The sequence below is a fragment of the Cupriavidus taiwanensis genome, from assembly GCF_900249755.1.
Lineage (GTDB): Bacteria > Pseudomonadota > Gammaproteobacteria > Burkholderiales > Burkholderiaceae > Cupriavidus > Cupriavidus taiwanensis_D.
This window is the reverse complement of sequence record NZ_LT976854.1, coordinates 392,111-410,857: the sequence shown is the minus strand read 5'-3', so window position 1 is coordinate 410,857 and position 18,747 is coordinate 392,111. Positions and strand designations below refer to the sequence as shown.

16 protein-coding genes are annotated in these 18,747 nt (G+C 69.1%); 2 read left to right on the top strand and 14 right to left on the bottom strand.

The window, feature by feature from the left end:
* Window positions 1-11: 11 nt before the first annotated feature.
* From CBM2594_RS17665 to CBM2594_RS17655, 3 genes are read right to left on the bottom strand one after another with little or no spacing between them, the layout of a single operon-like run.
* Window positions 12-878: an FAD binding domain-containing protein gene (locus CBM2594_RS17665; RefSeq protein ID WP_116358124.1), complete on the bottom strand. Its 867-nt coding sequence runs from the start codon at window positions 876-878 to the stop codon at window positions 12-14.
* Window positions 871-3,162, bottom strand: a complete 2,292-nt coding sequence (locus CBM2594_RS17660) for a xanthine dehydrogenase family protein molybdopterin-binding subunit (protein WP_116358123.1) — start codon at window positions 3,160-3,162, stop codon at window positions 871-873. The genes CBM2594_RS17665 and CBM2594_RS17660 overlap by 8 nt, the downstream gene beginning before the upstream one ends.
* A 49-nt stretch (window positions 3,163-3,211) precedes the next feature.
* On the bottom strand, window positions 3,212-4,210 hold the full coding sequence (locus CBM2594_RS17655) for a Bug family tripartite tricarboxylate transporter substrate binding protein (protein WP_116358122.1): 999 nt from the start codon (window positions 4,208-4,210) through the stop codon (window positions 3,212-3,214).
* A gap of 321 nt (window positions 4,211-4,531) precedes the next feature.
* On the opposite strand from CBM2594_RS17655, the gene CBM2594_RS17650 reads away from it, so the two are divergent.
* Both CBM2594_RS17650 and CBM2594_RS17645 read left to right on the top strand, forming a co-directional pair.
* Entirely contained in the window at window positions 4,532-5,059 is a 528-nt protein-coding gene (locus CBM2594_RS17650) for a MarR family winged helix-turn-helix transcriptional regulator (protein WP_116358121.1), read from the top strand.
* A gap of 253 nt (window positions 5,060-5,312) precedes the next feature.
* Entirely contained in the window at window positions 5,313-6,554 is a 1,242-nt protein-coding gene (locus tag CBM2594_RS17645) for an ABC transporter substrate-binding protein (protein ID WP_116358120.1), read from the top strand.
* A 136-nt stretch (window positions 6,555-6,690) separates the two neighbouring features.
* On the opposite strand, the gene CBM2594_RS17640 is transcribed toward CBM2594_RS17645, so the two are convergent.
* The 11 genes from CBM2594_RS17640 to CBM2594_RS17590 all read right to left on the bottom strand — a co-directional run bounded on the left by CBM2594_RS17640 (window position 6,691) and on the right by CBM2594_RS17590 (window position 18,720).
* Window positions 6,691-8,121: an MFS transporter gene (locus tag CBM2594_RS17640; RefSeq protein WP_198048168.1), complete on the bottom strand. Its 1,431-nt coding sequence runs from the start codon at window positions 8,119-8,121 to the stop codon at window positions 6,691-6,693.
* 241 nt (window positions 8,122-8,362) lie between these two features.
* Window positions 8,363-9,319: a PDR/VanB family oxidoreductase gene (locus CBM2594_RS17635; protein WP_116358119.1), complete on the bottom strand. Its 957-nt coding sequence runs from the start codon at window positions 9,317-9,319 to the stop codon at window positions 8,363-8,365.
* A gap of 27 nt (window positions 9,320-9,346) precedes the next feature.
* Complete coding sequence (locus CBM2594_RS17630) at window positions 9,347-10,321, bottom strand: VOC family protein (protein ID WP_116358118.1); 975 nt, start codon at window positions 10,319-10,321, stop codon at window positions 9,347-9,349.
* Between the two features lie 23 nt (window positions 10,322-10,344).
* Complete coding sequence (locus tag CBM2594_RS17625) at window positions 10,345-11,823, bottom strand: aldehyde dehydrogenase (protein ID WP_116358117.1); 1,479 nt, start codon at window positions 11,821-11,823, stop codon at window positions 10,345-10,347.
* 260 nt (window positions 11,824-12,083) lie between these two features.
* Complete coding sequence (locus tag CBM2594_RS17620; protein ID WP_116358116.1) at window positions 12,084-12,884, bottom strand: aspartate dehydrogenase; 801 nt, start codon at window positions 12,882-12,884, stop codon at window positions 12,084-12,086.
* A 12-nt stretch (window positions 12,885-12,896) separates the two neighbouring features.
* Window positions 12,897-14,612 (bottom strand): thiamine pyrophosphate-binding protein, encoded by a 1,716-nt coding sequence (locus tag CBM2594_RS17615; protein ID WP_116358115.1) that lies wholly within the window; start codon window positions 14,610-14,612, stop codon window positions 12,897-12,899.
* The gene (locus CBM2594_RS17610; RefSeq protein ID WP_116358114.1) at window positions 14,605-15,408 is read right to left on the bottom strand and encodes an SDR family oxidoreductase; all 804 of its coding nucleotides are present in this window, start codon (window positions 15,406-15,408) and stop codon (window positions 14,605-14,607) included. Before CBM2594_RS17610 ends, CBM2594_RS17615 begins: the two co-directional genes overlap by 8 nt.
* A gap of 5 nt (window positions 15,409-15,413) precedes the next feature.
* Window positions 15,414-16,280, bottom strand: a complete 867-nt coding sequence (locus tag CBM2594_RS17605; protein WP_116358113.1) for an IclR family transcriptional regulator — start codon at window positions 16,278-16,280, stop codon at window positions 15,414-15,416.
* Between the two features lie 31 nt (window positions 16,281-16,311).
* The gene (locus CBM2594_RS17600; RefSeq protein WP_116358112.1) at window positions 16,312-16,848 is read right to left on the bottom strand and encodes a cupin domain-containing protein; all 537 of its coding nucleotides are present in this window, start codon (window positions 16,846-16,848) and stop codon (window positions 16,312-16,314) included.
* A gap of 44 nt (window positions 16,849-16,892) precedes the next feature.
* Window positions 16,893-17,666 (bottom strand): SDR family oxidoreductase, encoded by a 774-nt coding sequence (locus CBM2594_RS17595; protein WP_116358111.1) that lies wholly within the window; start codon window positions 17,664-17,666, stop codon window positions 16,893-16,895.
* Window positions 17,659-18,720 carry an aromatic ring-hydroxylating dioxygenase subunit alpha gene (locus CBM2594_RS17590; RefSeq protein WP_116358110.1) on the bottom strand — a complete coding sequence of 354 codons (1,062 nt, stop codon included), beginning with the start codon at window positions 18,718-18,720 and terminating at the stop codon, window positions 17,659-17,661. The genes CBM2594_RS17595 and CBM2594_RS17590 overlap by 8 nt, the downstream gene beginning before the upstream one ends.
* Window positions 18,721-18,747 lie beyond the last annotated feature (27 nt).

The following is an 18,747-nucleotide window of genomic DNA, read 5'->3' as shown; positions in this document are numbered from 1 at the left end:
GGGTAGGCTCCTTACTCCGATGCCACGCCGAACAATGCGGCAATGGTGCGGCGCGCGACCACGCGCACCATCTCGCGGCGGTAGGCCTCGGACCCGCGCGCGTCCGACACCGCATTGATGTCCGCGGCGACGATGGCCGCGGCCTGCGCGGCCAGTTCCGGCGTCACCGCCTGGCCCGCCAGCAGCGCCTCGGCACGCCGCAGCCGGCATGGCACCGGCGTGGACGCGCCCACCGCCAGGCGGGCCTCGATGCAGAACGCGCCCTCGCGCCGCACCGCCAGCGCAACGCTGGCCAGCGGCCGGTGTTCCGCCGCGGTGCGCAGGAAGCGCGCGTAGTGGCCATCGGCCCCGGCCCCCGGCGCGGGCACGCGGATCTGCGTGACGATTTCATCCGGCGCCAGTGCAGTGACGTAGTAGTCGACCAGGAAGTCCTCGATATCAATCACGCGCTCGCCGCCGCGGCCGCTGACCACTACCTGAGCGCCCAACGCCATCAGGCAGCCGGGCGGATCGGTGGCCGGGTCGGCATAGCAGAGGTTGCCGCCGAGGGTGCCCTGGTTGCGCACTTGCGGATTGGCGACGCGCGCGGCCATGCTGGCCAGCATCGGGTAGTGCGCCCGCACCAGCGGCGAGCGCGCGAGCTCGGCATGCAAGGTCAGCGCGCCGATGCGCAGGCCGTCGCGCGCATCGAAGCTGATGCCGCGCAGCGCGTCGAGCCGGCCCAGCGAGACCAGGTGGGCCGGCGCCAGCATGCGCTGGCGCATGCCCAGCATCAGCGCGGTGCCGCCGGCAAAGACGCGGCAGCTGTCGCCCAGGTCGGCCAGCATGTGGCTGGCCTCGGCCACGGTGGCCGGCTCCAGCAAGGCAAAGTCACGCACGGGCGGCCTCCTTTTCGTTGAGCGCGCGCAGGCCCGCGAGCACCTTCTCCGGCGTGATCGGCAGCGACTGGATGCGCACGCCGACGGCGTCGAACACGGCATTGGCGATCGCCGCCGCGCCCGGCAGGATCGCGGTCTCGCTGGCGCCCTTGGCGCCGTAGGGGCCGTTGGGGTCATTCGATTCCACCACGTCGGTGCGCAGCATCGGCACGGCGTCGGCGGTGGGCATGGTGTAGTCGGCGAAATTGCCGTTCATCAGGCGGCCGTCCTCGTAGTGCAGTTGCTCGTACAGGGTCCAGCCGATCGCCTGCACGGTGGCGCCGTGGGTCTGGCCATGCACCGCGAGCGGGTTGATGGCCTTGCCGCAGTCATCGGCGACAAAGCTGTCGATCACGGTGACCTGGCCGGTGCAGGTGTCGACCTCCACTTCCACCGCCTGCGCCGCGAACGAATGCGCGGGCGCGACGTTGCCGTAGTAGTCGGCATCGTGCATCACCGTGGGCGCGTCGTAGCTGGCGCGCACGTGGATGCCCTCGCCGCCGTGGCGGAAGATATGCAGGCGCGCGATCTCGGCCAGCGTGGCCGACTTGTCCGGCTGGCCCGGCACGGCGACGCGGCCATCGGCGATCACCAGCTGCTGCGCGTCGACGCCGAGCTTTTCCGCCGCCAGCGCCAGCACTTTCTGCCGCGCCTCGCGCGCCGCGCGCAGCACCGCGTTGCCCGAGATAATGGTCACGCGCGACGCCAGCGAGCCCAGGCAGAACGGCGCGGTATCGGTATCCGGCGCCATCACGGTGACGTGCGACAACGGAATGCCCAGCTCCTGCGCGCAGATCTGGCTGAGCATGGTGTTGGCGCCCTGCCCCATGTCGCACTCGCTGGTCTGCAGCATCACGCGGCCGTCCTCGTTCATCTTGAGCAGGATGGTGGAGCCGTCCCAGTTGCCCAGCGTGCGGTTGCCGCTGACATGCATCGCCGCGGCAATGCCGACGCCGCGCCGGCGCGTGCCGGTGCCGCGCGGCGCCGCGCGTTTTTCGTCCCAGCCGATGGCCCGGCGCGTCATGTCCAGGCATTCGGCCATGCCGGTGCTGCTGATCTTCCAGCCGTGCACGCTGGTCTCGCCGGCGCCGATGGCATTGCGCTTGTGCACTTCGACCGGGTCGATGCCGAGCATGCCGGCCAGCACCGTCAGGTGGCAGTTCAGCGGAAACTGCATCTGCTGCCCGCCAAAGCCGCGGAACGCGCCGCGCGGCGGGTTGTTGGTATAGGCCATCACCGCGTGCGTGCGCACGTTTTGCACGCGATGCATGTTGTCGCTGCGCATGGCGGTGACGTGCATCACATCGCCGGCAAGACCGGAGTACGCGCCGCACTCGGCCGTGATGCGCACGTCCTTGGCCAGGATCACGCCGTCGGCGGACAGGCCCAGGCGCAGCCAGACCTGCATCGGCACGCTGGCGCGCGCGCCCTGGAAATCCTCCAGCCGGTTGTTGACCAGCCGCACCGGGCGTTCCAGCCGGCTTGCCAGGAAGGCGCAGATCAGGCTGTTGTTCTCCTCGACGATCTTGGCGCCGAAGCCGCCGCCGGTGGTGGCCTGCACCACGCGGATGGTCGAGACCGGCCGGTCCAGCGCCTCGGCCAGCCGCGCGCGCGCCAGGAACACAGACTGCGTTGACGCCCACAGCGTGAGCCGCCCGTTGCCGTCCTGCGCCGCGACCGAGGCCATCGGCTCGAGGTAGCCCGGGTACTGCGAAGGCATGTCGTAAGTGGCTTCGTACACCGCGGCGCAGGCCGCGAAGGCGGCATCGACGTCGCCGCGCTCGATGCGCATTTCATGGCCGATATTGCGCGTGCCGGCGTGGATCTCTGGCGCGCCCGCGGCCAGCGCCGCGGCCGGCGTCAGCAGCGCGGGCAGCACCTCGTACTCGACGCGGATCAGGTCCAGCGCATCGCGCGCGATGTCCTCGCTGAGCGCCACCACCGCGGCCACTTCCTCGCCCACGTGGCGTACCACGCCGCAGGCCAGGATGCGCTGCTCCTTGCGGTGCGGGCCCCAGTGGCGGGCGGGCACGTCGTGCCCGGTCACCACCAGCTTCACGCCGGGCAGCGCCCTGGCGGCCGTAGTGTCGATGCGCACGATGCGCGCGTGCGGGTGCGGGCTGCGCAGCACCCTGGCGTGCAGCATGCCGGGCAGCTTGATGTCGCCGGCATACTGCGCGCGGCCCATGACCTTTTCCCGCGCGGTCACCTGCGGCGTGGAGCTTCCCACGATGGCCTTGCTCATGCCGGCCTCCTGCTTGTCTGTTTGCATGAATGCGATGCGCTGCCCTGCGTCATTCCGCGGTGATCGCCAGGTCGCGGATCACCTTGCCCAGGCGCTCGTAGTCGGACGCGTTGACCTTTTCCAGCGCGGCCGGCGCGCCGCCCACCGGGGTCGCGCCGAAGGTCGCCATCTTCTCGGCCACTTCGGGCAGGCGCAGCACCTCGTTGAGCTGCTGGTTCAGCGTCTTGACCACCTCGGGCGGCGTGCCTTTCGGCGCCATCACGCCGTGCCATGCGCCGACCACCACGTCCTTGTAGCCCAGCTCGGCCAGCGTCGGCACGTTGGGCAGCAGCGGCGAGCGCTTTGCGTCCGTGATCGCCAGCGGGATCAACCGGCCGGTGTTGATGTACTGCGCCACCGGGCCCAGCGTGACGTAGGCAAACTGCACGTGCCCCGCCACCACATCGTTGACCGCAGGGGCCACGCCCTTGTACGGCACATGCTGGATCTTCACGCCGGCGGCGCGGTTCAGCATCTCGCCGGCGATATGCATCGGCGAGCCAGCGCCCGGGCTACCGTAGGTCAGCGTCTTGCCGCCCCTGGCCGCGGCCACCATCTCGCCCACGGTCTTCACGCCCGCCTGCGGGTTGGCGACCAGCAGCACCGCCTGCACCGCGGTCTGGATCACCGGAGTAAAGCCGTGCAGCGGGTCATAGCTGGCCGACGGCGCCAGCTTCAGCACCATCGGCGCCAGCGTGAACGGGTTCGGCGTGTACAGCAGCGTGTAGCCGTCCGCCGGCGCACGGCCGACAAAGGCCGCGCCGACCACGCCACCGGCGCCGGGACGGTTCTCGACAATCACCGGCTGCTTCAGGCGCGCCGACAGCTTGTCGGCATAGAGGCGGGCCATGGCGTCGGTATCGCCGCCTGGCGGGTAGGCCACCACCATGGTCACGGTCTTGGCCGGATACGCGGGGGCGGCCAGCGCGCTGCCGCCGGCGACCAGTGCGAACGCCGCCAGGGCGGCGGCAGCGCCGGCAGCGGCGCGTCGGGGACGTTGTTGTCTCATCTACAGCTCCTGTGGGGGCGCATTCGCGACGCTGGAGTGGCGGTTGTGCACATCGCGAAAACAGGGTTGTCTTGGGTTACAACTCTCTATGGTTGTTTTATTGGTGAAACGCAAGTTCACAAAAGGAACACAACCATCGTAGGTTGCGAAAGTTGACAACTCAACTTACGACAAACACGGATTGACGAGAATTGTTTTGTATGGATGAATCCGCGCTTAACCGGACCGAGGCACGGTGGCGGCAATGGCAAGCGCCTGTGAGACAATTTGCCCGCCCCCCGGCCACGCATCCTGGCCGGCAGACCAGACCAAGAGGAACGCATGTCCCGTGATGCCGCGCCCGTCAACAGCAAGCCCGCGCCCGCCACTGCCCCCGCCAACGACCCCAGCCCCTGGACCGACCTCGACGAGGACGGCAGCGGCCTGACCGTCGACAACTTCCTGACCACGATGCTGAGCCAGTTGGTGACGGCGCTGCGCAGCACCGTCACCAAGCCCTATGCGGAACAGTTCGGCCTGACCGTGCCCGAATGGCGCATCCTGGCGCTGCTGGCGCACGCGCGCGCGTTGCCGTTTGCCGAGCTGGTAACGCAGTCGACTTCCGACAAGGCGCTGGTCAGCCGCACGCTGCGGCTGCTGGAGGACCGCGGACTGGTGCAGCTGACCTCCGCCGGCAATACGCCGCGCAAGAAGCTGCTGTGCGCCATCACCGAAGCCGGCATTGCGCTGCACGACCAGGTGATGCCGCTGGCGCGGCGCGGACAGGCCGAGGTGATCCGGCAGCTGTCGCCGCAGGAGCGCGAAGCCGTGTACCAGGGGCTGCGCAAGCTGTTGCGCGCCCAGGCATAAAGAAAACCAGACCGCGCCGACCCGCTTCGCCCCGACGACAAGGACCAGGGACCCGGCGGGTCCTGCTTGCGCGGCTGGCCCCGGCTACCCGCCGGCGCTTGTGACATGCCGCAAGACTTCTCCACGCCCGGCATGACGGCAACGTCCATATCGCCTATAACGTCTGCTACCGGACCCGCGCAAGCCCGCTGGCGAAGCTGATCGCCACGCCATGGCCGGGGCCAGAAACAAAAATCAACCCGGAGGAGACACCATGAGGCTTAGCCATTCGATCCGGCGCCGGGGCGCCGGCGCCCTCGCGCTTGCCGCGGCGCTGTCCTGCGGCGCCGCGCACGCGCAGCCAAGGACCGCGATTTCCGACGACGTGGTCAAGCTCGGCATGCTGCTCGACATGAGCGGCCTGTATGCCGACGTCACCGGCCGCGGCAGCGCCACCGCGGCGCAGATGGCCATCGACGATTTCGGCGGCAAGGTGCTGGGCAAGAAGATCGAGCTGGTGGTGGTCGATCACCAGAACAAGGCCGATATCGCCGCCAGCAAGGCGCGCGAATGGTACGACACCGGCAATGTCGACGCCATCCTCGACGTGGCCGCGTCGGCGCCGGCGCTGGCGGTGCTGGAGGTGGCGAAGCAGAAGAACCGCATCGTGGTGTTCTCGGGGCCGGGCACCGAGCGCATTACCAACGACCTGTGCACGCCGGTGTCGGTGCACTACGCCTATGACACCTACGCGCTCGCCAATACCACCGCGCGCGCCACGGTGCAGCGTGGCGGCAAGAGCTGGTTCTTCCTGACCGCGGACTACGCCTTCGGCCATACGCTGCAGGACTCTGCTACGGCGGTCATCAACGAAAGCGGCGGCAAGGTGCTGGGTGCCGCGCGCCACCCGATCGGCGCCAGCGACTTTGCCTCGTACCTGCTGCAGGCGCAGGCCAGCAAGGCACAGATCGTCGGACTGGCCAACGCCGGCGGCGACACCATTAACGCGATCAAGGCGGCCTCGGAGTTCGGCCTCACGCGCAACCACACGCAGCGCATGGCGGGCCTGCTGCTGTACGTCAACGACATCCATGCCATCGGGCTGAAGACCTCGTCCGGCCTCCTGCTGACCGAGGGCTTCTACTGGGACATGAACGAGGCCACCCGCGCGTGGTCGCGGCGCTATTTCGAAAAGCTGAAGAAGATGCCCAACATGAGCCAGGGCGGCGCGTATTCGTCGGTGATGCACTACCTGAAGGCCGTGCAGGCGGCAGGCACCGACGAGACCGCGGCGGTGATGAAGCAGATGAAATCGATGCCGATCAACGACTTCTTCGCGAAGAACGGCCGCATCCGCGAGGACGGCCGCATGATCCACGACATGTACCTGTTCGAGGTGAAGACCCCGTCCGAATCCAGGTACCCCTGGGACTACTACAAGGTGGTGGCGACGGTGCCCGGCGAGCAGGCCTTCATGCCGGCATCGAAGTCGAAATGCCCGCTGCTCCGGCACTGACATGCTCGCCAGCCATGTACGCGGCACCGGCAACGCTTCGCCGGCATCGGGGGCGGCACGCCGCTGACTCGTCCAGGAAGGGGTAACCGTCGTTGCCCGTGCGCCGCCACGAACATCGCACGGGCACGCTGGCCGCTCAGACCTCCAGCTCCTCCAACACCCGCCCCTTGGTCTCGATGCCCAGGTAATGCACGGTAACGGCCGCCAGCGCCGGCACCACCGACAGCGCAAAGAAGGCAAAGCTCAAATCGCCGCTGCCGATGGTGCTGGCGATCAGCCCCGGCGCGAAGATCGCCGCCAGCTTGAGCCAGGCGCCACCAAGGCCGCAGCCCATGGCGCGCACGCTGGTCGGGTACAGCTCGGGCGTATAGACGTACGCGGTGATGAAGCCGCTGGCGAGGAAGCCCATGGCCAGCGCGCAGAAGGTCGCGACCACATAGACGCTGGAGGCGTAGAACACCCCCGCCAGCACCAGCGACAGCGCGCACAGCAGGAACGACACATTGATCACCGGCTTGCGCCCGACCTTGTCGACAATCATGGCGCAGACCAGCGACCCCACCACGCCCAGCACCGACGCCGCGGCGGCGAGGTTCAGCGCCAGCTGCAGCGGCGCGTGGTAGACGGTCTTGTAGACCGTGGGCAGCCACGTCGACAGCCCGTACTGGATAAAGCCGCAAGTGGCCCACAGCATCCACACCGCCAGCGTGCGGCCGAGATAAGCCTTGCTGACCAGGTCGCGCACGCGCCGGCGCGGGTGGTGGCCCATGCGTTCGTAGGCGCTGGCATCGCCCGGCGGCGGCAGTGGCGTGCGGGCGCGCGCCTCGAACGCGCGCAGCGCGGCGTCGGCCTCTGCCAGCCGGCCCTTTTCCGCGAGCCAGCGCGGCGATTCCGGAATCACGCGGCGCAGGATGAAGAACAGCACCAGCGGCACGCCGCCGATGAAGTACATCACCTCCCAGCCGTAGTGCGGCACCAGCCAGGCGCCGACGCCGTTGGACACCATCAGGCCGATCGGGAACACCACTTCGTACAGCAGCACGAAGCGCCCGCGGCCATGCGCGCGCGTGACTTCGTTGATATAGGTGGCGGCCACCGGCAGCTCGCCGCCAAGGCCCAGCCCCTGCACGATGCGCAGCAGCAGGAAGATCTCGAACGACGGCGCCAGCCCGCAGGCAAGGCTCATCAGGCCGATGATGCCCGCGCTCCAGCCGATCGAGCGCAGCCGGCCGAAGCGCTCGGCCAGCCCCGGGAACAGCAGCGCCCCGACCAGCTGGCCGACCGACGGCGCGGCGATCAGCAGGCCGACCTGCGCCGGCGTGAGCGACCACTGCGCGATCAGCAGCGGCAGCGTGGCGGCGATGGCGATCACGTCGAAGCCGTCGAAGAAGGTGGCCAGGCCGATCAGCAGCCGGGCGCGCACATGCATGGCGTTGCCGGGCATGCGCTCGATGCGGGCGACGATATTGCCGCGCGTGAGCGGGCCGGTGCGGGAAGTGGCGGTGGCCGTGGCGGCGCCCTGGCCGGCGCTGTCGGCGGTGGTGACGATACCTGCGGTGGCGGCCAACGGTGCGCCGGGGGACGCTGCGTCTTGTCTCTGGGTTAGCACGGGACTGTTTGGGTTGGGTCTTGAGGGGCGTCCCGACTTGCGGGAGCTTTGCTCCCCTCTCCCGCTGGCGGGAGAGGGGCCGGGGGTGAGGGCCGGCGGTTCTGGTGGCGTGGTGCCTTGCTCAACCACCCCTCACCCTGCCCTCTCCCCATGAGGGGAGAGGGGAACACCGCCAGCATGCGATGGCACTGCGGGAGTTTTACAAATCCAGCACCAGCTTGCTGCCCTTGCACCCCGACACGCACACCATCATGGTCTTGTTGCTGGCGCGCTCGCTGTTGCTGAGCACGCTGTCGCGGTGGTCGGGGCAGCCTTCCAGCACGGCGGTCTCGCACGACCCGCACACGCCTTCGCGGCAGCTGTACTCGACCTCGATGCCGGAATCGAGCAGCGCATCGAGCAGCGACTTGCCCGACGGCACCTTGACCAGCGAACCGGTGCGCGACAGCTGCACCACATACTCGCCTTCCTGCACCGCCTCGGTCGACGGGTCGGCGGCGAAGCGCTCGATATGGACGTTGGGGTAGGCGTGCGCCGCGCAGGCGGCCTCGAACGCATTGAGCATCGGGCCGGGGCCGCAGCAGTAGAAGTGCGTCTGCGCATCCAGTCCGCCCAGCATGGCGTTCAGGTCCGGCGGCGCGCCCGCTTCGTCGTCGAAGTGGAAGCGCACCGCGTCGCCGTACGCGGACAGCTGTTCGACGAACGCGGCCTCGGCGCGCGAGCGCGCGCAGTAGATCAGCGTGAACGAGCGGCCCAGTTCGGCCAGCCGGCGCGCCATGCAGACGATCGGCGTGACGCCGATGCCGCCCGCCACCAGTACGGTGTGCGCGGCGCTCTCGTCCAGCTCGAAGTTGTTGCGCGGCGCGCCCACCGTCAGCGTGGCGCCGACGCGCAGCTGCTCGTGCACATAGCGCGAGCCGCCGCGGCTGCCGCGGTCCAGCAGCACGCCCACGGTGTAGCGGTTGCGTGCTTCCGGCGCGCCGCACAGCGAGTAGCTGCGCACCAGGCCGTTGCCCAGGTGCAGGTCGATATGGGCGCCCGGGGTGTACTCGGGCAGGGACTTCCCTTCGGGGTCTTGCAGTTCGATGCTGACCACGCCGCGCGCTTCGTAGCGCATGGCGTGGACCCGCAGGGTCAGGGACTGGTGGGCACTCATTGCTGCTTCCTTCTGTTGCGCTGCTGCTTACCGCTTCTCGGTCAGGAACTTGCCTGCCGGGCCGCCCGCGTTCTTCTGGCGGCGCGTGTTACCGTCGATGCCGCCCTCGATCGCCCATTCGGCGAACATGGTCGGGCCGGGCTCGAAGGCGCGCGGCTCCCAGTGTTCGTCGAGCTGGTCTTCATCGGCGTAGTACTCGATCAGGCCGCCGGCGGGGTTCTTGAAGTACCAGAAATACGCCGACGAGATCGGGTGCCGGCCCGGGCCGAGCTGCGTATCCCAGCCCTTGCGCGACACATGCATGCCGCCGCCGAAGACCTCGTGGATATCGCGCACGGTGAAGGCAACGTGGTTCAGGCCGCTCTTCGGTTCCGGCAGCTGCAGCAGGAACAGGTCGTGGTGGCCGCCCTCAGGCGTGCAGCGCAGGAACGCGCCGCGGTCCGGGTAGCGGTCAGACGGCACGAAGCCGAACTTCTCGACATAGAAGCGCTCGGTGGCCTTGACGTCCTTGACGAAGAACACCACGTGGCCCACCTCGATCGGGGTGGCGTGGTCGTAGATCGGGCTGCGCTGGTTCAGGCGAGGCTTGTCGTTCCACGTGTTCATCAGCGCGCAGTCGACCTGCACCTCGTGCTTGCGGGTGACCTGGAAACGCACCGCCAGGCCGTTCGGATCGGTGCAGCCCACGCGCAGCGTATCGCCCTCGCCTTGCTTCACGAAGCCCGGTGCATCGGCGATTGCCTTGGCGAGCTGGTCCAGCGACGCCTGCGATTCGACGCCCCACACCACTTCGCGCAGCGTCGGGCCGGCCTCGATCGCCGGCGGCAGCGCGGGATCGTCGATGCGGCGCACCAGCACGCGGCAGCCGTTCAGCGTTTCGAAATCCAGCCCCTGCGCGTCGTCGCGCTTGATGGCCAGGCCCCAGTCGGTGAAGAAACCGCGGCAGGCGTCGAAGTCATCCGCGCCGTAGACGATCTCGTCGATTCCCAATACCTTGATCATTGCTTCTCTCCAGCCTGCCGGGTTCAGTGGTTGGCCCACGGCAGCGGTTGTTGGTTCAGGCCCCAGTACACGCTCTTCTGCTCCATGTACTGCAGGATGCCCAGCCGTCCCTTCTCGCGGCCCAGGCCGCTGTCGCGCCAGCCGCCGAACGGCGTCGAGATCGAGAACTGCTTGTAGGTGTTGATCCACACGTTGCCCGCTTGCACGGCGCGTGCCACGCGCCAGGCGCGCTTGTAGTCGCGCGTCCAGATGCCGGCGGCGAGCGCGTAGACGCTGTCGTTGGCCTGCGCGATCAGGTCGTCCTCGTCGTCGAACGGGATCGCCACCAGCACCGGACCGAAGATCTCTTCCTGGCAGATGCGGGCGTTGTTGTCCAGCCCTTCGATGATGGTCGGGGTGTAGAAGTAGCCGTTGGGCAGGCCGGCCACGTCGGGACGCACGCCGCCGCTGCGCAGCTGGCCGCCTTCGTCCACGCCCGCGGCGACATACGATTCGATCGAGTCGCGATGGCGGTCGGTGATCAGCGGGCCCATCTGGGTGCGTTCGTCGGCGGGGTCGCCCACGCGCAGCTGCGCCGCGCCGTGCGCCAGCCGGTCCATGAAGGCCTCGTACTGCGAGCGCGCCACGAACAGGCGCGAGCCGGCGATGCACGATTCGCCCGACGAGCTGAAGATGCCGTACAGCACGCCGTTGACCGCGTGGTCCAGGTCGGCATCGTCGAACACCATGGTCGGCGACTTGCCGCCCAGCTCCAGCGACACCGGCATCATCTTGTCGGCGGCGATATGGGCGATGTGCTTGCCGGTGGTGGTGCCGCCGGTGAACGACACGCGCCGCACCAGCGGATGCTGGGTGATGGCGTCGCCGATTACCGAGCCCTTGCCTGGCAGCACGCTGATCAGCCCCTTGGGCACGCCGGCTTCCTCGCAGATGCGCGCCAGTTCCAGCGCCATCAGCGGCGTGACTTCAGCAGGCTTGACCACCACGGCGTTGCCGGCGGCGAGCGCCGGCGCCATCTTCTGCGCCTCGCTGGCGATCGGCGAATTCCACGGCGTGATCGCCGCGACCACGCCCATCGGCTCGTACACGCTCATGGTCAGGCAGTCGCCGCGCTGCGGCGTGATGGTTTCTTCCAGCGTTTCGCAGGCGGCGGCAAAGAACTGGAAGGTGCCGGCGGCGCTGGCGACCAGCGCACGCGTTTCGCTGATCGGCTTGCCGTTGTCGAGGCGCTGGCGCTGGGCCAGCTGCTCGCCCTGGGCGCGGATCAGTTCGGCCACGCGGTAGAGCACCGCGGCGCGCTCGTGCGGCTTGCGCTGGGCCCAGCCGCTGGTGAGGAAGGCGTGATGGGCGCCCTGCACGGCTTCTTCGACGTCGGCCAGGCTGGCGGCGTTGAGTTCGGCCACGACTTCGCCGGTGGCGGGGTAGCGCGTGGCGTAGCGGTCGCCGCTGCCGAGGCGCCATTCGCCGGCGATGCAGATGGGGAGGACTTCTTGGGGTTTCATGTCGTTGCCTGCTAAGTCTGTTTGCCAGCGGCTGTTGCTGCTAGCCATACTGCGTTATCTCGGTGCGATGCCCTCACCCATGCCGGGGCGGGACTCCCCTCTCCCGCTTGCGGGAGAGGGGTGGGGGTGAGGGCGGGGCGCTTCTCACGGAGTGCAGCTTGTCGTGCTTGGCACACGCCTGGCCCTCACCCCCGGCCCCTCTCCCGCAAGCGGGAGAGGGGAGCAAACACACTGCGGTGGATAGCGCCTCGGCGAGCCCTTCAAATCGATACCGCGTGCGCCCGGTTCCCCAGCGCCCGCACCACACTGAACACCGTCAGCGCCGACGTCTTCGGGTTCGCCGCCAGCGGCTTGCCCCGCATGGTCAGCTCAAACCCGCCAAACGCCCCGCGCGCTTCCACGTGATGCACGTTTTCCACCGCGTGCGGATCGGCCAGCAGCTTGACCGACGTCCGATCCAGCCCGAGGCCGGCCAGCGACACCGTGGCGGCGACGTTGGCGTTCTTCGGGTACAGGCGCGCCGCGTCGCGCGCGGTGCCTTCGAAGATCACCGTGGTCTCGGTCAGCGCCTCGAGGTCGAACAGCTGCTCGGCCGGCGTGCCGGTCCATGCGCGCGCGGGCTTGCGGCCGGTGTAGACGACTTCATCCAGCCCGCCGACGCGCGCCGCGGCCAGCGCGTCGATGGCGCCGATCGCACCCGACAGCAGCTGCACCTGCGTGCCGCCGCGGCGCGCGGCGGCTTCCAGCCGCTCGGCCATGCCGGGCTCGGACAGCGCGCCCACCGACACCACCATGCACGGGATGCCGCGCTCCAGCGCCGGCACGATGTGCTCTTCCAGCGCATGGTGGCCGGCGCACTCGACCAGCAGGTCGGGCCGCTGGTCGTCCAGGTGCGTGGCGACGCGGGCGCGCGGCGCCAGCGCCGAGACCGCGCCGCGGGCCTCGTCCATCGTGTGCTCAGGCACGATCACCACGTCGAATACCACGTCCGGATCGCTCTTGAGCAATTCCAGCACGCCGCGGCCGATCGCGCCGCAGCCAACCATGGACACATGCAGCATTGCGGGTCTCCCTCAGGCGGTGACAGTGGTTTGTTCGCGCGCCGGCTCTTCGTTGTCCTTGTTCACCGGCGGGCCGGCGAAGATGGTCTTGAAGGAGCCGATCGACAGCATGTCGATCTCCAGCAGGAACGGGCCGGACTCGGCCCGGGCCGCGTCGAGCGCGGCGCCGACCTCGGCCAGGTTGCTGACGCGCGCGTGGCGCAGCGACAGCGACTTCGCCAGCGTGGCGTAGTCCGGCGTATGCAGGTCCACATAGTGGCGGCGGCCGCCGTACTGCGCGTCCTGGATGTTCTTGATCACGCCGTAGCCCTTGTCGTTCATCAGCACGATCACCATGTCGGCGCGTTCCTGCACCGCGGTGGCCAGCTCACCCAGGTTCAGGATGAAGCCGCCGTCGCCGGCCAGCGTGAAGGTCTTCTTGCCGGAGCCGGTGGCCGCGGCGCCGATGGCGGCGCCGATGCCCATCGCCAGGCCCTGGCCGATGCCGCCGCCCAGCGCATGCACGCCGGCGCGCGAGTCGAAGATGCGCAGCTGGCGGTTGCCCCAGGTGCTGTTCGACACGGTCACGTCGCGCACCCAGTTGAAGTTGCGCCCGACCGCGCCCTGCAGCGCCTGCACCAGCGCCGAGTACGGGCCCAGGCCGTCGACCAGGCCGTTGACCGCGGTGTCGTGCGCGCGGCGCAGGTCGGCGGCGAAGGCCGGGTCGATCTGCATGCGCTGCTCGAGCCGGTCGGCCAGCGCATCCAGCGCCAGCGCGGCGTCGCCGCTGACAAAGTAGTCGCTCATGTAGCAGCGGCCTTCGGCGGCGGGGTCGGCGTCGATGCGCAGCAGCGGGCGCGGCAGCTTCAGCTCGTACTTCAGGGTTTCATTGCCGCGCAGCCGCGAGCCCACCACCAGCATCGCATCGCAGGTCTGGTAGAAGGCCTCGACCGGCTTGTGCAGGTTGAACGCGCCCAGCGAGCGCGGGTCGTCCTCCGGCACGATGCCGCGGCCCTGGGTGCTGGTGACCACGCCGAAGCCCAGGTCCAGCAGGCGCTGCACCTGCTTGCTGGCGTGGCGCGCGCCGCCGCCCAGCCACAGCAGCGGGCGCTTCGCCTTGGCCAGGCGCTCGGCCAGCGCGTCCAGCGCATGCGCGGACGGCACGTGTTGCGGCACCGGCAGCGGCTGCAGGTCGGCCGGCAGGTCGATCAGCGCGGCCTGGATGTCGATCGGGATCTCCACGCTGACCGGGCCGGTCGGCGCGGTCAGCGCGGTCTGCACCGCCAGCTTGATGGTGCTGATCGCGGTATCGGCGCTGCGGATGCGGAACGCGGCCTTCGACACCGCCTTCAGCATGGTCAGCTGGTCCGGCGCTTCGTGGATGTAGGCCAGGCTCTGGTCCAGGTACGGCGTTTCGATCTGGCCGGTGATATGCAGCATCGGCGTGCCGGCGGTCAGCGCTTCGACCATCGCGCCGGCGGCGTTGCCCGCCGCGGTGCCGGTGCTGGTCAGGCATACGCCCAGGCCGCCGGTGGTGCGGGCATAGGCGTCGGCCATATTGGTGCCGCCCGCTTCGCCGCGCGCCGGCACGAAGCGGATCTTGCCGCGCTCGCCCATGGCGTCGAGGATCGGCATGTTGTGGATCGAGATCACGCCGAACGCGGCCTTGACGCCGCACTGCTCGAGAAACGCCGTGATGGCGCAGCCGACGGTGACCTGCTGTTGTTCGTACGGTTGTTGATTAGGCATGACGGGAGTGTCCTCCGGAGATATCGATATGGCTGCCCGTGGTGTACGAAGACAACGGCGAGGCAAGGAACAGGATGGCGCGGGCTGCCTCGACGGGCAGGCCCAGGCGGCCGAGTGGAATATGTTTCTGCCGGGCCAGGCGCGCGGTCCACGCGGCCCAGTCCAGCTGGCGGTCTTCTTCGGGGCGCGCTTCATAGCGGCGGCGCCACTGGCCCGATTCGACCAGCCCGATCAGGATGCCGTTGACGCGCACGCCCTTGGGCGCGAACTCGGTGGCCATCGAGCGCACCAGGTTGAGCACGCCGGCGCGCGCGGCGGACGTCGCCACCATGTGCGGCTCGGGCTGCTGCGCGAGCAGCGAATTGACGCAGACGATGGCGCCCTGCCCCGACTGTTCCAGCTGCGGCAGGAACGCGCGCGTGGGGTGGATCACCGAGAAAAACTTGAGCTGCAGCTCGTCCATCCAGGCCGCGTCCTCGGTACTGGCGAAGGTGGACACGCGGCCCTGGCCGGCGTTGTTGACCAGCATGTCGACGTTGCCCAGCTTGGCCTGCACGGCGGCGGCAAAGGCTGCGACCTGTTCCGGCCTGAGCACGTCGCAGGGCGCGGCGTAGAGCCGGCAGCCGGGGAATTGCTCGCGCAGCTGCGCTTCGGCGCCGCGCAGGCGCGCTTCGTCGCGGCCGCACAGCGCCACGGCGGCGCCCGCTTCGAGCAGCAGTTCGACGGTCGCCAGCCCGATGCCGGAGGACCCGCCGGTAACGACGGCAACCTTGCCGCCGAGATCAATCATGGACATTGTCCTCACTCCCGATACAGATTCACGACCTTGCCGGCGCTGTGCAGCGACGGCCGGTAGTCGAGCAGGCGCGACAGTTCGCCCGCGCTGCCCCTGACCTTCTCCACCATCGCGTCCAGCTGATCCGGATCGAAATGCGCCGGATCGATATGCGCGGCGGGGATGGTCGCGCCCAGCGCCGCCACCACCTTGCCGGTGCGGTCGCGCACCGGCGCCGCGATGGTCGAGATGCTCGATTCGAAAAAGCCTTCCTGCAGCACGTAGCCACGCTCGCGGTCGCGCTGGACGATGGCGTAGAGCGCGTCGGCCGTGCGCGGCGTGCTGTCGGAGAACACTTCGAGCTGCGCTTCCGGATACAGCGCGCGCAGCTCCGCCAGCGACAGGTCTTCCAGCAGCACGCGCCCCAGCACCGTGGCATGCGCGGGCAGCCGCGTGCCGACGTTGACCGAGCTGGCGAAGGGCCGTGGCGACACCGCCTTGGCCACATACACGATCGAGCGCCCGTCGCGCACCACCAGGTTGGTGGGGTAGCCGATCTCGTCGCGCAGCCGCTCCAGCAGCGGGCGGCCGAGTTCGGTCAGCTCCAGCGACGCCAGGTACTCGAAGCCGAGCCGCAGCACCGCCATGCCCAGCCGGAAATCGCGGCCGCCGTCGGCGCGTTCGACAAAGCCCAGCATTTCCAGCGTGGCCAGCAGGCGGAACACGGTCGAGCGCGGCACCTTCAGGCGGCGCGCCAGTTCCGCCGCCGACATGGTGCGGTCCTTGCTGCTGAACTCGCTAAGCAGGCGCAGGCCGCGCTCCAGGCCCGGGACGATGTACTTGTCCGGGGTCTCGTTGGCGGCTGGCGCGGACGGGATGGCGTGGGTGGTCATGGTCAGTGCGTGCGGCGGGGCCGATGGCGCCTCAGCGCTTGATCTTCGACAGCGGGTGCTCGGGCGGATAGGTCGGCGTGACCGGCTTCCTGGCGCCGAGCATCACGCACATCAGCGCGTCTTCCTCGCCGATATTGATTTCCTCGCGATACACGCCCGGCGGCACCGAGACCAGGTCGCGGTCGGTCAGGATGGTCTCGTAGCGCTCGCCGTCCTTTTCCAGGATCAGCTTGACCTTGCCGCGCAGGATGAAGAACACCTCTTCCACGTCGGTGTGGATATGCGACGGGCCTTCATGGCCGGCCGGGATGATCATGGTGGAGAAGGTGAAATGCTCGCTCGGCACGGTGTTGGTGTCGGCGGCGACGCCGGTGCCGCCGGTGCCCAGGTAGCGCATCTGCGCGCGGCGGTACTTGGGGTCGTAGTCGGCCTGGAACTTCAGCGCGTCCCAGTCGTACTTGCGCGTGGCGAAGCGCGCGACGCGGCTTTCCATCCACTGGTCGAACGAGGCGCCCTCCGGCTGGTCCCAGGAACGCTTGATGTTTTGTTGTTGGGAAAGATCGCTCATTTGGATTCCTTCTGCTTGGATGTGGCTTTCGGTGGATCGGTGGATCAATGCATGACGAAGCCGCCGTTGACAGCCAGCGTCTGGCCGGTCACGAAGCGGGCAAGGTCGGACAGCGCGAACAGCACCGCGCCGCAGACATCGTCGGGCACCTGCTCGCGCTGGATCGCGCGCTGCTCGCGGTACAGGTCGTGGCGATGCTGAGGCACGTACTCGGTGGCTTCGACCAGCGTCAGGCCCGGCGCCACGGCGTTCACCGTGATCTGGTCGCGGCCCAGCTCACGCGCCAGCGAACGGGTCATGCCGATGATGGCGCTCTTGCTGGCGACGTAGGCCAGCAGGTTGGGCGCGCCCCACAGCGGCGTGTCCGACGCCAGGTTGACCACCGCGCCGCGGCCGCTGGCGCGCAGCGCCGGCAGGCAGGCGGCGGTCATCAGCCAGGTGCCGCGCACGTTGACGTTCATCACGCGGTCCCAGGTGGCGATGTCGATGGCACTGGCGTCACGGCCGCCCGAATCGGTCACGGCGGCGTTGTTGACCAGGCCGTCGAGGCCGCCCAGCGCCTTCACCGCGGCGTCGGCGCAGGCCTGCACCGAGGCCGGGTCCGACAGGTCCAGCGTGACCGGCACCACCTTCAGCCCGGCGGCGCGCAGCGCGTCGGCTTCCTGCTGCAGGCGCTCGGCCAGGATGTCGGCCATGGCCACGGTGGCGCCGGCTTCGGCCAACGCCTTGGCGAAGGCCAGGCCCAGTCCGCGCGCGGCGCCGGTGACCAGCACCTTGCGGCCGGCCAGCAGCGTGTTGTTCTGGATGGCCTCAGGCATGGCTGGCGGCTCCGGCGGGTTGCAGCATGGCCACCGGCTCGTCGGCCACTTCCTGCTCGGCGCGGCGCTTGAGCAGGCGGCGCACGCGCGTGATGCCGGCATCGTGCTGGTACAGCATCTCGTGGTCGCGGGCGTTCGGCGCCATCATTTCCAGCACCACGCGGTCTTGCTCCAGCACGTCCCAGTGCAGCTGCTCCAGGCGGTTGCGATACAGGAAGCGCCACACGTCGCGCTCCCAGCCCTGCACGTGGCGGGTGCGCCAGAAGAACACCATGCAGTGATCCTCATCCACCGGCGTGGCCATGCCGACGAGGCCGAACGGGCCGCCGGGGCCGACCTTGGCGCGGTACGGGATCGCCAGGCGCAGCCACAGCGTGCCGGTCTCGCCGAATTCGACCCAGTCGAAGTTGACGCCGCGCTGGCCGGTCTTCTCGAACACCAGGCCGTGCTCGGTCTCGCGGATCTGCATCACCGCGGACTTCTCGCCGCTGGCCATCGAGTGCGACACGGCGTGCAGGTAGGCGCCGTGCATCGGGTCCATGACGTTGTCGATGGCGTAGCGGTAGTTGCAGTCCCAGTGCGCCACGCACAGGAAGTGGCTGTGTTCTTCGCTGACCAGCTCTTCCGGCAGGCGCAGCTCGTCCGGGCTGCCCTCGCCCTGCGGGGCCTGGTCGCCAAACCACAGGAAGATCGCGCCGGCTTTTTCCTGCACCGGGTAGCTGCGCACGCAGGTGCGGCCTTCCAGCGGGCAGCTTTCCACCGCCGGCACGCTCTTGACCTGGCCGTCGCCGCCGACCTCGACGCCGTGGTACCAGCAGGCCACGCGGTCGCCCAGGTTCCAGCCCATCGACAGGCGCGCGCCGCGGTGCGGGCAGCGGTCTTCCAGCGCGTGGACCTGGCCTTCGCCGTCGCGCCACAGCACGATGTTCTGGCTCAGGCGGGTGATGCCGATCGGCGCGTGCGACACCGCCCACGAGGCGGCGACGGGGTACCAGTAGTTGCGCAGGCCGGTGTTCAGGCGCGCTTCGGTGCGGGCTTGCTTGTTCGATTCCATGGTTTTCTCGCTTCGAGGCTGGACTTG